The organism is Streptomyces sp. JLBT605 (assembly GCF_058215555.1).
The window spans coordinates 5,461,768-5,474,562 of the sequence record NZ_CM177087.1; the positions used below are offsets into that span (position 1 = coordinate 5,461,768).

Below are 12,795 nucleotides of genomic sequence, written 5' to 3' on the forward strand. Positions count from 1 at the left end.
GGCGTGGAACGGGACGCGGGGATGGGGATTGTGTCGGGCACGCTGTTGGGTGTCTGAGGGTGCGAGCGTTTGCTTGCCCTTCAAACGCCGGCCCCGGTAAAGCATCGCAAGTTTTGTGGTGTGTGACGGGTGGCTGGTCGTTGCTTGAGAACTGCACAGTGGACGCGAGCATCTGTGGCCAAGTTTTTAAGGGCGCACGGTGGATGCCTTGGCACCAGGAACCGATGAAGGACGTGGGAGGCCGCGATAGGCCCCGGGGAGCTGTCAACCGAGCTTTGATCCGGGGGTGTCCGAATGGGGAAACCCGGCAGTCGTCATGGGCTGTCACCCATACCTGAACACATAGGGTATGTGGAGGGAACGCGGGGAAGTGAAACATCTCAGTACCCGCAGGAAGAGAAAACAACCGTGATTCCGGGAGTAGTGGCGAGCGAAACTGGATGAGGCTAAACCGTATGTGTGTGATACCCGGCAGGGGTTGCGCATGCGGGGTTGTGGGAGTGAGCTTCAGTCGTCTGCCGGCGGCTGGGCGAGTCAGAAACCGTATGGATAGGCGAAGGACATGCGAAAGGTCCGGCGTAGAGGGTAAGACCCCCGTAGCTGAAATCTGTACGGCTTGCTTGCTTATTTCCCAAGTAGCACGGGGCCCGAGAAATCCCGTGTGAATCTGGCGGGACCACCCGCTAAGCCTAAATATTCCCTGGTGACCGATAGCGGATAGTACCGTGAGGGAATGGTGAAAAGTACCGCGGGAGCGGAGTGAAATAGTACCTGAAACCGTGTGCCTACAAGCCGTGGGAGCGTCGCATGCAAGCTTGCTTGTATGTCGTGACTGCGTGCCTTTTGAAGAATGAGCCTGCGAGTTTGCGGTGTGTTGCGAGGTTAACCCGTGTGGGGAAGCCGTAGCGAAAGCGAGTCCGAATAGGGCGATGTAGTAGCGCGCTCAAGACCCGAAGCGGAGTGATCTAGCCATGGGCAGGTTGAAGCGGAGGTAAGACTTCGTGGAGGACCGAACCCACCAGGGTTGAAAACCTGGGGGATGACCTGTGGTTAGGGGTGAAAGGCCAATCAAACTCCGTGATAGCTGGTTCTCCCCGAAATGCATTTAGGTGCAGCGTCGTGTGTTTCTTGCCGGAGGTAGAGCACTGGATAGGCGATGGGCCCTACCGGGTTACTGACCTTAGCCAAACTCCGAATGCCGGTAAGTGAGAGCGCGGCAGTGAGACTGTGGGGGATAAGCTCCATGGTCGAGAGGGAAACAGCCCAGAGCATCGACTAAGGCCCCTAAGCGTACGCTAAGTGGGAAAGGATGTGGAGTCGCAGAGACAACCAGGAGGTTGGCTTAGAAGCAGCCACCCTTGAAAGAGTGCGTAATAGCTCACTGGTCAAGTGATTCCGCGCCGACAATGTAGCGGGGCTCAAGCGTACCGCCGAAGTCGTGTCATTGCAGTACATACCCCCAACGGGGACTGTGATGGGTAGGGGAGCGTCGTGTGCCGGGTGAAGCAGCGCCGGAAGGTAGTTGTGGACGGTTCACGAGTGAGAATGCAGGCATGAGTAGCGATTCACACGTGAGAAACGTGTGCGCCGATTGACTAAGGGTTCCTGGGTCAAGCTGATCTGCCCAGGGTAAGTCGGGACCTAAGGCGAGGCCGACAGGCGTAGTCGATGGACAACCGGTTGATATTCCGGTACCCGCTTTGAAACGCCCAATATCGAGCCCATTAATGCTAAGGCCGTGAAGCCGCCTCTGATCTCTTCGGAGTGAGGGGGAGTGGTGGAGCCGCTGACCCAAGGTGGTAGTAGGTAAGCGATGGGGTGACGCAGGAAGGTAGTCCAGCCCGGGCGGTGGTTGTCCCGGGGTAAGGGTGTAGGCCGTGTGGTAGGCAAATCCGTCACACGTTAAGGCTGAGACCTGATGCCGAGCCGATTGTGGTGAAGTGGATGATCCTATGCTGTCGAGAAAAGCCTCTAGCGAGTTTCATGGCGGCCCGTACCCTAAACCGACTCAGGTGGTCAGGTAGAGAATACCGAGGCGTTCGGGTGAACTATGGTTAAGGAACTCGGCAAAATGCCCCCGTAACTTCGGGAGAAGGGGGGCCATTTCCGGTGATGGAATTTACTTCCTGAGCTGGGGGTGGCCGCAGAGACCAGCGAGAAGCGACTGTTTACTAAAAACACAGGTCCGTGCGAAGCCGTAAGGCGATGTATACGGACTGACGCCTGCCCGGTGCTGGAACGTTAAGGGGACCGGTTAGCTCTGTTTCGACGGGGCGAAGCTGAGAACTTAAGCGCCAGTAAACGGCGGTGGTAACTATAACCATCCTAAGGTAGCGAAATTCCTTGTCGGGTAAGTTCCGACCTGCACGAATGGCGTAACGACTTCTCGACTGTCTCAACCATAGGCCCGGTGAAATTGCATTACGAGTAAAGATGCTCGTTTCGCGCAGCAGGACGGAAAGACCCCGGGACCTTTACTATAGCTTGATATTGGTGTTCGGTTCGGCTTGTGTAGGATAGGTGGGAGACTGTGAAGCATGCACGCCAGTGTGTGTGGAGTCGTCGTTGAAATACCACTCTGGTCGTGCTGGATGTCTAACCTGGGTCCGTGATCCGGATCAGGGACAGTGTCTGGTGGGTAGTTTAACTGGGGCGGTTGCCTCCTAAAGGGTAACGGAGGCGCCCAAAGGTTCCCTCAGCCTGGTTGGCAATCAGGTGTTGAGTGTAAGTGCACAAGGGAGCTTGACTGTGAGACCGACGGGTCGAGCAGGGACGAAAGTCGGGACTAGTGATCCGGCGGTGGCTTGTGGAAGCGCCGTCGCTCAACGGATAAAAGGTACCCCGGGGATAACAGGCTGATCTTCCCCAAGAGTCCATATCGACGGGATGGTTTGGCACCTCGATGTCGGCTCGTCGCATCCTGGGGCTGGAGTCGGTCCCAAGGGTTGGGCTGTTCGCCCATTAAAGCGGTACGCGAGCTGGGTTTAGAACGTCGTGAGACAGTTCGGTCCCTATCCGCTGTGCGCGTAGGAGTCTTGAGAAGGGCTGTCCCTAGTACGAGAGGACCGGGACGGACGAACCTCTGGTGTGCCAGTTGTTCTGCCAAGGGCATGGCTGGTTGGCTACGTTCGGGAGGGATAACCGCTGAAAGCATCTAAGCGGGAAGCCTGCTTCGAGATGAGGACTCCCACCTCCTAGAGAGGGTAAGGCTCCCAGTAGACGACTGGGTTGATAGGCCAGATATGGAAGCCGGGTAACCGGTGGAGTTGACTGGTACTAATAGGCCGAGGGCTTGTCCTCAGTTGCTCGCGTCCACTGTGTGGTTCCCGGGTTGCGAACAGTCGCACCGGCACACCACACCATTAATTGAAGAGTGTGCTTGTTCGCTCGAACCCGATAGGGTTTCGGTGGTCATTGCGTTAGGGAAACGCCCGGTTACATTCCGAACCCGGAAGCTAAGCCTTTCAGCGCCGATGGTACTGCAGGGGGGACCCTGTGGGAGAGTAGGACGCCGCCGAACAATCTTTCAGGACCCTTGGTCCCAGCGTTCACGCTGGGACCAAGGGTCCTTTTGTTTTGCCAAGACGCGCCGAAAAGCCAGGTGCGCGAGAATGACTGCGGTACCTCATGACAGGAGTCACGTCGATGACCAACAACTCCCCTGACGACAGGCCGGAGCGCGAGCCGCGACGGCGCGACAGCGGCGACCGGCGTGATTTCCGCAGCTCGGGACCGCGCCGGGACGACCGCGACCGTGGGCCGCGTCGGGACGACGACCGCGGCGGTCGGTTCGGCGGCGGCTACGGCCGCCGTGACGATCGCCGCGATGACCGCCGTGACGACCGGCCGGCGTACCGCCGGGACGATCGGCGCGATGACCGCCGTGATGACCGGCGTGACGATCGTGGCGGCTTCCGGCGCGATGACCGCCGGGATGAGCGGCGTGACGAGCGCCCCGCGTTCCGCCGTGATGACCGGCGTGACGAGCGCCGTGACGAGCGTCCCCGTGGGCCGCGTCGGGACGACCGTGCCGGCGGGTTCCGCCAGGACCGGGAGCGCGACGACCGTCCGCGTTTCCGTCGCGATGACCGCGACCGTGATCGGGACCGTGGGCCTCGCCGCGACGACGACCGTGGTGGCTTCCGCCGCGACGATCGCCGGGACGACCGGCGTGACGAGCGTCCCCGCGGGCCGCGTCGGGACGATGACCGTGGTGGGCGTCCCGGTGGCTTCGGCCACCGCGATGACCGCGACCGCGATCGCGGCGGTCGCCCGGGTGGCTTCGAGCGCCGTGACGACCGGCCGGCGTACCGCCGGGACGATCGGCGCGATGACCGCCGTGATGACCGGCGTGACGATCGTGGTGGCTTCCGGCGCGATGACCGCCGGGACGAGCGGCGTGACGAGCGCCCCGCGTTCCGCCGCGACGACCGCCGTGACGAGCGGCCGGGATTCCGCCGGGAGGAGCGTCCCGCGTTCCGCCGTGACGACTTCCGCCGGGACGAGCGTCGGGATGACCGCCGTGACGAGCGGCGTGATGAGCGGCGTGACGACCGCCGTGATGAGCGGCCGCGTGGGCCGCGCCGGGACGACCGGGACGGTGGTTTCCGTGGTGGCCGTGACGACCGGGACCGCGGGCCGCGCCGTCCGTACGGGCAGGGGCGTGGGCGGGACGACCGCGAGCGCTCCGGTGGCTACGGGCGTCGTGACGACCGCGGCTACGGTCGCCGGGACGATCGGGGCCGTGACCGCGACCGCGACCGTGACCGCGAGCCGGTGAAGCGGCTGCCGATCCCCGAGGACGTGACCGGCTTCGAGATCGACAAGGACGTCCGGCAGGAGCTCCTGAGCCTGCCGAAGACGCTGGCCGAGGACGTCGCGAGGAACCTCGTGATGGTTGCCAGGCTGCTGGATGAGGACCCGGAGCAGGCGTACGGGTACTCGCGCGTGGCGCTGCGGCTGGCGTCCCGCGTGGCGGCTGTCCGAGAGGCGGCGGGCTTCGCCTCTTACGCCGTCGGCAAGTACGCGGAGGCCCTGGCGGAGTTCCGCGCGGCGCGCCGTATGACGGGCTCCGCGGAGCTGTGGCCGGTGATGGCCGACTGCGAGCGTGGCATGGGCCGCCCCGAGCGGGCCCTGGCCATGGCCGGTGAGCCGGAGGTGCAGAAGCTGGACCGGGCCGGACAGGTCGAGATGCGGCTGGTCGCGGCCGGTGCGCGGCGTGACATGGGGCAGGCCGAGGCCGCGGTGGTGACCCTCCAGAGCTCCGAGCTGGCCTCGCACTCCATCCAGCCGTGGACCGCGCGGCTCCGCTACGCCTACGCCGACGCGCTGCTGGCCGTCGGCCGTGAGGACGAGGCGCGCGAGTGGTTCGCGAAGGCGCTCGAGGCGGACCAGAGCGGTACGACGAACGCCTCCGACCGGCTCGCCGAGTTGGACGGGGTGGAGTTCGTGGACGCGCTGGCCCCCGAGGCCGAGGACGACCTCGCGGACGAAGAGGCCACCGGCGACGCCGAGGCCGGGGCGGCCGCGGGCGGGGAAGCGCGCGCTGCGGACCTGGACGAGGCGCCGTACGACGTCGACGACGCGGCCGAGAGCGACGACGAGAACGGCGGCGAGAGCGACGACGAGAACGGCGGCGAGGACGCGGCCGAGAACGTCGCCGTCGCCAAGGCGGAGGCCGAGGACGCGGAGCGCGACGGAAACGACGGCTGACAGCTGACAGTCGACGTCTGCCGCAGCCGGGTAACGCGCCCGGCTGCGGCAGCCGCGTAAATGATGAAAAGCGAGGGCGGAACCCGGTGGGGTTCCGCCCTCGCTGTGTAGGGGGCCGGGCCGGGTACGCGGCCCGGGGGGCGTCAGCCGAGTGCGAGGCTGCGCAGCACCAGACCGGTGGCCGGTTTGGGACCGAAGGAGGTCGACTTGTGCGGCATGGCGACCCCCTGCCGGGCGAGGTCGTGCACCACCTGCTCACGCACCGGACGGAGCAGGACGGCGGTGCCGCCGTGGCGCTCCGCCTGCTCCACGGCCGCCTCCGCGTCGTGGATGTAGCCGATGTCGCTGGGGGCGTCGGGGACCTTCCAGAGGTGATCCAGCAGTACCGAGTGGAGGACCGTGGCGTCCAGCGTGCGCCACTCCTCCGGCCGGTCGGTGGGGACGGTGCCGGCCAGCAGCGCCGGATTCGGGCGGTCGAGGAGATGGAACCGGCCCTCTCCGGCCAGCAGGAAGGCGTTTCCGCTGATGGCGAGGTCGGTCGCCCCTCCGGCGCCCCCGGAGCCGGCGGCGGCCGGGGCGTTGAGGACCTCCAGCGCGCGGGCCAGCGGGCCGTCGATGGTCCGTACCCGGAAGGCGTCGCCGAGTGCGTCGAGTGCGGTGGCGATGGGCAGTTGGTGCAGCAGGCGGTGGATGGCGCGGACCCGCAGCGGGTAGCGGGCGGTGTCCACGAGCAGCACCAGGCCGAAGTCCCAGGGGCCCGGACCCTGCTCGGCGCGCAGCCGCAGATAGGTGGCCCAGCGGTGGTGTCCGTCGGCGATGAGCGCCTGGTGGTGGGAGAGGTCGGTGGTGATCTCCGAGAGCTCGGCCGGGTCGGTCACCTGCCACAGCACGTGGCTGAAGCCGTCCTCGGTGGTCGTCGACAGCAGCGGCGGCCGGGTGGCGACCTGCTCGATGACCCGCGCGGCGCTGGGCGCGGGGATGGCGCCGGCCGCCGGTGCGCCGCCGACGGCGTCCTCGGCGGGGGCGCTGCCGTTGCCGCGGTAGGCGAGGAGCAGCGGATCGAGGTTGGCCCCGGTGGCGCGCAGCAGCGCGGCCCGGTCCTCGACGACGTGCGGCATCACCTCCTCGTGCGGCAGGACGACGCCCTCTTCCCGGGGACTCAGTCGCAGGGCGCCGATCAGGCCGCGTTGCAGCATGCCGTCGCCACGCTGCTCGTACACATAGAGCGCGGGCTCGGGATCGGGTGCGAGGATGCCCTCGGCCTGCCAGCGGCGCAGGGTCTCCGCGGCCTGCCGGTGCCGGTCGGCGGGGGTGTCCGCCTGCGGGAGGATGAGCCGGACGATGTTGTACGGGTCGGCGGTCTCCAGCTGACGCAGTCCGTCCGGCCGGACCACCACGTCGTAAGGCGGGGAGGTGACGGCGGCGAGGGAGCCGACGCGCTCCGGGACGTACCGCAACGCACGGAACGGGGCCAGCTCAAGGCCGTGCCCGACAAGCCCTGGAATGCTCATCAGTGCATGTTATGCCGCGTCGGAGCATGAGCGATGATCGGGGGGACTCCCGCGGCGGATCCGGCGTCATCCGGCCATGGATCCGCCGGCGGGAGAAGTCCACGATTCGCCAGCGATCCGCTAAGGAGCGGCCACCTCATGAACGACACGGTCCGGACCCGGCCCGATGCCAGCGCACAGCCGCTGAGCGAGGCGTACGACACCGCGCTGCTGGATCTCGACGGGGTCGTGTACGCGGGCGGGGAGGCGATCCGGCACGCCGTCGAGTCGCTGGGCGCGGCGCGGGACGGTGGTATGCACCTGGCCTACGTGACCAACAACGCGCTGCGCACCCCGCAGGCGGTGGCCGGGCATCTGACCGAGCTGGGGGTGCCCGCCGAGCCCACCGACGTGATCACCTCCGCGCAGGCGGTGGCCCGGCTGATCGCGGAGCAGGTACCGGCCGGGGCGCCGGTGCTGGTGATCGGCGGTGAGGGGCTGCGGGTGGCGCTGCGCGAGCGCGGCCTGCGGCCGGTGGAGTCCGCGGATGAGGACCCGGCCGCGGTGGTGCAGGGCTACGGCGGTCCCGAACTGCCGTGGGGGCGGCTGGCGGAGGCGTCGTACGCGGTGGCCCGGGGGGTGCCGTGGTTCGCGTCCAACACCGACCTGACCATCCCCAGCGCGCGCGGCATCGCCCCGGGCAACGGCGCCGCGGTGGAGGTGGTGCGGATCGCCACCGGCGGCACTCCGCAGGTCGCGGGGAAGCCGCTGCCGCCGATGCACCGGGAGACCATCCTGCGGACCGGGGCCCGGCATCCGCTGGTCGTCGGGGACCGGCTCGACACGGACATCGAGGGCGCCTGGGCCGGTGGGGTCGACTCGCTCCTGGTGCTGACCGGGGTGACCACGGCGGCGCGGCTGCTGGCCGCCGAGCCGAAGTACCGGCCGACGTATGTCGCGGCGGATCTTCGGGGGTTGCTGACCGGGCAGCCCGAGGTGGTGCCGGTGTCCGGGCCGAGCGAGGGCGGGTTCGGCTGCGGTGGCTGGGTGGCCCGGCTCGATCACGGCGTACTGCTGCTGGAGGGTGCGGGTGACGATCCGCTGGACGGGCTGCGCGCGCTGTGCGCGGCGGCCTGGACCGCCGCCGGAGCGGGCAGCTGTGCCGCGGACGCGGGGAAGGCGCTGGCCAGGCTGGGTCTTTGACGCCCGCTCGGAGCCGGGGACCGGGCGGGGCCCGGAACGGGCTGCCGGGCGGGGGCCTTCGGCGGCGACCGGGCGGGGGCCTTGAACGGCGGCAGTAAGATTAGGTTAGCCTAACCTCGCCATTCTGTTCCGGTTGTGCTGCTGCGAGGTGGAGTTCCGCGTGTCCCTGGCCAGTCCTCCCCGCGCCGGGGTCGCGGCAAAGCCCTCGCCGCCGCCCCGGCCGCGCACCTCGCGCCGCGCGACCGGGCTTCTGCTCTCCCTCGCCGCGCTGGCCCTGGTCACGGCGGCGAGCATCGCGGTGGGGGCCAAGCCCATCCCGCTGGACCAGGTCTGGCACGGCCTCTTCGCCTACGACGGCGACAAGACGGACGTGGTGATCCGGGACGTGCGGGTGCCGCGCACCCTGCTGGGGCTGCTCGTCGGCGTCGGCCTCGGGCTCGGCGGCGCGGTGATGCAGGCGCTGACCCGTAATCCGCTCGCCGACCCCGGGCTGCTCGGGGTCAACGCGGGCGCCTCCGCCGCCGTGGTCTCGGCCATCAGCTTCCTGGGCGTCACCTCGCTGACCGGCTATGTGTGGTTCGCCTTCGCGGGTGCGGCGGTGGTCTCCGCCCTGGTCTACCTGCTGGGCGGCAGCCGCGGCGCCACACCGGTGCGGCTCGCCCTGGCCGGTACCGCGACCTACTCCGCCCTCTACGGCTACGTCTACGCCGTGCAGCTGCTGGACACCGCCGCGCTGGACAAAGTGCGCTTCTGGACGGTCGGTTCGCTGGCCTCCGCGAACATGTCGGTCGTCGAGCAGGTCGCCCCGTTCATCCTGGCCGGCGTGGTCCTCGCGCTGGCCCTCGGCCGCCCGCTGAACGCCATCGCGCTCGGCGACGACACCGCGCGCGCCCTGGGTGCCCGGCTGGCTCTCACCCGGGCCCTCGCCATGGTGGCGATCACCCTGCTGTGCGGGGCCGCGACCGCCGCCTGCGGCCCGATCGCCTTCGTCGGACTGATGGTCCCGCACATGGTGCGCGCGCTCACCGGCCCCGACCTGCGCTGGATCATGCCGTACGCGGCCACCCTCTCCCCGGTGCTGCTGCTCGGCTCCGACATCATCGGCCGGATCGTCGTCCGCCCCTCCGAACTCCAGGTCGGCGTCGTCACCACCCTCATCGGCGGCCCCGTCTTCATCTACCTCGTACGCCGCCGAAGGATGGCTCAGCTGTGAGTGCCCGCAGGGATGACAAGATCAGCGCGCGCGGCTTCCGCGGCACCACCCTGCGCGCCGGCGGCCTGTCGGTGCGGGTGGACACCCGCGCCCTGCTGGTGGGGCTGCTGCTCGCCGCCGCCGCGCTCGCCATGAGCGTGGTGCTCATCGGAACCGGCGACTTCGACATCCCGCCGGCCGATGTCGTGCGGACCCTGATGGGCGACGGGACGGTGGCCCAGGACTTCATCGTCAACGAACTGCGGCTGCCGCGGGTGCTGGTGGGACTGCTCGTCGGCGCCGCGCTCGGGCTGTCCGGCGCGATCTTCCAGAGCGTCTCGCGCAACCCGCTGGGCAGCCCGGACGTGGTCGGCTTCGGGCAGGGTTCGGCGGCCGGCGCGCTCACCGTCATCGTGCTCTTCCAGGGCGACACCACCGCCGTCGCCCTCGGCGCGATCGGCGGCGGCCTGCTGACCGGGCTCGCTGTCTACGCCCTGGCCTGGCGCCGCGGCGTCAACGGCTACCGGCTGGTGCTCGTCGGCATCGGGGCCTCCGCCATGCTCAGCGGCGTCAACAGCTATCTGCTGACCAAGGCGGACCTGGTGGACGCCGCCCGGGCGCTGGTGTGGGTGACCGGCTCGCTCAACGGACGGGACTGGGAGCAGGTCTGGCCGCTGCTGGGCGTCTGCGCCGTCCTGCTGCCCGTGGTGATCGGACACTCCCGGGCGCTGCGCATGCTGGAGATGGGTGACGACAGCGCGTACGCCCTGGGGGTGCCGGTCGAGCGGACCCGCTTCGTCATGATGGTCACCGCCGTGCTGCTGACCGCCTCGGCCGCCGCCGCGGCCGGCCCGATCGCTTTCGTCGCCCTGGTCGCGCCCCAGGTCGCCCGGCGGCTGACCCGCGCGCCCGGCCCCAACCTGCTGCCCTCCGCCCTGCTGGGCGCCACGCTCCTGGTCACCTCCGACTGGGCCTCGCAGCGGGTCTTCGGCACCGATCAGCTGCCGGTCGGCGTGCTCACCGGCATCCTCGGTGGCGTCTATCTGCTGTGGCTGCTGGTCAGCGAACGCCGGGCGGGCCGGATATGAGCGGGCAGCGCGGCGCCGAGACGCCGCGGGCACCCGGGGACGCACAGCGGCCCGGGGACGCACAGCGGCCCGAGGACCCACAGCCTCGCGAGCAGCCTGAGAAGTCCGAGCAGCCCGAGAACCCCCAGAGCGCCGAGACGGCCGAGAACGCCGGGCCGGCTCAGACCGCCCAGAACACCGAGAACGCTGAGAATCCCGTGGACAAGGACACCCGACCGACCGTGCCTGCCGCAGCCGCCCGCCAGCGCCTCACCGCGCAGGGCCTCACCCTCGCCTACGACGGCCGCACGGTCGCCGAGAACCTCTCCGTCACCATCCCCGACCACTCCTTCACGGTGATCGTCGGGCCCAACGCCTGCGGCAAGTCCACCCTGCTGCGCGCTCTGTCCCGGATGCTCAAACCGGCCGCCGGCTCGGTGCTGCTGGACGGCGAGGCGATCGGCAGGATGCCGGCCAGGAAGGTCGCCCGCACCCTCGGCCTGCTCCCGCAGTCCTCCATCGCCCCGGACGGCATCACCGTCGCGGACCTGGTGGCGCGCGGCCGCTATCCGCACCAGGGGCTGCTGCGGCAGTGGTCCGAGGCGGACGAGCGGATCGTCGAAGAGTCGATGGCCGCCACCGGTGTCGCGGACCTGGCCGACCGCTATGTGGACGAGCTCTCCGGCGGCCAGCGCCAGCGGGTGTGGATCGCCATGGCCATCGCCCAGCAGACCCCGCTGCTGCTGCTCGACGAGCCCACCACCTACCTGGACATCCAGCACCAGATCGACGTCCTGGACCTGTGCGCGCAGCTCCACGAGGAGCAGGGCCGCACCCTGGTCGCGGTGTTGCACGACCTCAACCACGCCGCCCGCTACGCCACCCACCTCATCGCGATGCGCGGCGGCACGGTGGTCGCCGAGGGCGCGCCCCGGGAAGTGGTGACCGCCGAGCTGGTGGAGGAGGTGTTCGGGCTGCGCTGCCAGATCATCGAGGACCCGGAGACGGGCACCCCGCTGGTGATCCCCGCCGCCCGCAAGCCCCGGAACACGGCCCTGGGCGGGCAGAAGGCGCCCAGCGGCCAGAAGGCGCCCGATGATCAGCAGAAGCCCGATGGTCGTCAGACGTCGGCTGGTCAGCGGACGCCGGGTGGTCAGCAGAAGCCCGGCGCTCAGCGGACCCCGGGTGGTGCCTCCGAGGTGAGCCTCACAGCAGCTTCCGCAGCCGCAGCAGATCCCGCAGGCCCGCTTCCAGCCTGACCCGGCCGCTCGCCCAGGCGCGGGCGAAATGCAGCTCACCGGCGACCAGGGCGAGCAGATCGTCGCCGCTCATCGCCAGCCGGATGTCGGCCCGGCCGGGCGGAGGGCCGGGCACCGGCGTCACATCGGTCAGCCGGCCGCCCGCGAGCCGGCCGGTGAAGGTGGTGTCGAGGTCGGTGATGCGGCAGCTGAGCGAGCGGTCGAGCGCGGCGGCGCTGCGCAGGTCGCCCTCGGCCCCCGCGAGATTCTCCGCCAGCTGGTCGAGCGCGCCCCGGCACTCCTCGATGGTCGCCATGGTCATGGACCGTACCCCAGGGGTCCGTACGCCGGAGAACGGCTGGTTCGCGGTAGCGTCGGGACCATGAACGAGCCGATGCCGGACGCACCTCCGCGGCCCAGCGCCACGGAGCCCGCTACTCCGGATCCTGTCGCCGCCCGGGCCGCCGCGGCGGGTCCCGCCGCTGCCGGGCAGCCCGCCGCCGCTCAGGCCGGTACGGGGCCGTCCGCCGCTGCTCAGGCCGGTGCGGATTCGTCTGCCGCCGTGTCCGCCACCGCGGAATCGGTCGCGGAATCGATCGCGGAATCCACCGCGGAATCCGCTGCCGGGCAGACGGCCGCCGGGCAGGCCGTTCCCGAGGAGCCGGCCGCCGGTGGCCCCGCCCCGCTCGGGGTGGTGCGCACCCCCACCGGGCACCCCGGGACCGACGCGGCCCTGGACCGGCTCGCCGACGCCGACCACCTCCCCGTCGGCGGTCATCCGGAGGTGTACGAGGATGTGCACCGGGGCCTGCGCGACACCCTGACCGCACTCGACCGGCAGCCCGGTCCACCCGCCCCCTCACGCCCGCACGACATCAGGAGCTGAACCGCAC

General features: G+C 69.3%; 9 protein-coding genes and 2 rRNA genes. 9 read left to right on the top strand and 2 right to left on the bottom strand.

The annotated features are described in order from the left end of the window. Positions 1-176 precede the first annotated feature (176 nt). The 4 genes from AC4BDD_RS23840 (at position 177) to AC4BDD_RS23855 (ending at position 5,712) form a co-directional block, all read left to right on the top strand. Positions 177-3,300: ribosomal RNA gene (locus AC4BDD_RS23840) — 23S ribosomal RNA — on the top strand. Positions 3,301-3,403: 103 nt separating this feature from the next. After that, positions 3,404-3,520: ribosomal RNA gene (gene rrf, locus AC4BDD_RS23845) — 5S ribosomal RNA — on the top strand. A 306-nt stretch (positions 3,521-3,826) separates the two neighbouring features. Beyond that, a complete protein-coding gene (locus AC4BDD_RS23850) occupies positions 3,827-4,780 on the top strand; it encodes a hypothetical protein (protein ID WP_490687507.1) in 954 nt (317 codons plus the stop codon). Continuing rightward, positions 4,777-5,712, top strand: coding sequence for a tetratricopeptide repeat protein (locus AC4BDD_RS23855; RefSeq protein ID WP_490687508.1), 936 nt, complete (start codon positions 4,777-4,779; stop codon positions 5,710-5,712). The genes AC4BDD_RS23850 and AC4BDD_RS23855 overlap by 4 nt, the downstream gene beginning before the upstream one ends. A gap of 143 nt (positions 5,713-5,855) precedes the next feature. Here AC4BDD_RS23855 and AC4BDD_RS23860 read toward each other — a convergent pair whose 3' ends face one another. After that, a complete protein-coding gene (locus AC4BDD_RS23860; protein WP_490687509.1) occupies positions 5,856-7,223 on the bottom strand; it encodes a DUF1015 family protein in 1,368 nt (455 codons plus the stop codon). Between the two features lie 138 nt (positions 7,224-7,361). On the opposite strand from AC4BDD_RS23860, the gene AC4BDD_RS23865 reads away from it, so the two are divergent. The 4 genes from AC4BDD_RS23865 to AC4BDD_RS23880 all read left to right on the top strand — a co-directional run bounded on the left by AC4BDD_RS23865 (position 7,362) and on the right by AC4BDD_RS23880 (position 11,923). Beyond that, positions 7,362-8,405 (top strand): HAD hydrolase-like protein, encoded by a 1,044-nt coding sequence (locus AC4BDD_RS23865; RefSeq protein WP_490687510.1) that lies wholly within the window; start codon positions 7,362-7,364, stop codon positions 8,403-8,405. Positions 8,406-8,565: 160 nt separating this feature from the next. Continuing rightward, positions 8,566-9,618, top strand: a complete 1,053-nt coding sequence (locus AC4BDD_RS23870; protein WP_490687511.1) for a FecCD family ABC transporter permease — start codon at positions 8,566-8,568, stop codon at positions 9,616-9,618. 20 nt (positions 9,619-9,638) lie between these two features. Continuing rightward, positions 9,639-10,685, top strand: a complete 1,047-nt coding sequence (locus AC4BDD_RS23875) for a FecCD family ABC transporter permease (RefSeq protein WP_490691915.1) — start codon at positions 9,639-9,641, stop codon at positions 10,683-10,685. A 197-nt stretch (positions 10,686-10,882) separates the two neighbouring features. After that, positions 10,883-11,923: an ABC transporter ATP-binding protein gene (locus AC4BDD_RS23880; RefSeq protein ID WP_490691916.1), complete on the top strand. Its 1,041-nt coding sequence runs from the start codon at positions 10,883-10,885 to the stop codon at positions 11,921-11,923. On the opposite strand, the gene AC4BDD_RS23885 is transcribed toward AC4BDD_RS23880, so the two are convergent. Continuing rightward, on the bottom strand, positions 11,871-12,218 hold the full coding sequence (locus AC4BDD_RS23885; protein ID WP_490687512.1) for an SCP2 sterol-binding domain-containing protein: 348 nt from the start codon (positions 12,216-12,218) through the stop codon (positions 11,871-11,873). The two genes, AC4BDD_RS23880 and AC4BDD_RS23885, sit on opposite strands and share 53 nt — an antisense overlap. A gap of 279 nt (positions 12,219-12,497) precedes the next feature. On the opposite strand from AC4BDD_RS23885, the gene AC4BDD_RS23890 reads away from it, so the two are divergent. Continuing rightward, the gene (locus tag AC4BDD_RS23890) at positions 12,498-12,788 is read left to right on the top strand and encodes a hypothetical protein (RefSeq protein ID WP_490691917.1); all 291 of its coding nucleotides are present in this window, start codon (positions 12,498-12,500) and stop codon (positions 12,786-12,788) included. The last annotated feature ends 7 nt before the right edge of the window (positions 12,789-12,795 follow it).

Excerpts from the sequence above, each read along its gene's own strand:
- AC4BDD_RS23850 (WP_490687507.1), top strand. The coding sequence starts at position 3,827 with ATGACCGCCGTGACGACCGGCCGGCGTACCGCCGGGACGATCGGCGCG.
- AC4BDD_RS23860 (WP_490687509.1), bottom strand. The coding sequence starts at position 7,223 with ATGAGCATTCCAGGGCTTGTCGGGCACGGCCTTGAGCTGGCCCCGTTC.
- AC4BDD_RS23865 (WP_490687510.1), top strand. The coding sequence starts at position 7,362 with ATGAACGACACGGTCCGGACCCGGCCCGATGCCAGCGCACAGCCGCTG.
- AC4BDD_RS23885 (WP_490687512.1), bottom strand. The coding sequence starts at position 12,218 with ATGGCGACCATCGAGGAGTGCCGGGGCGCGCTCGACCAGCTGGCGGAG.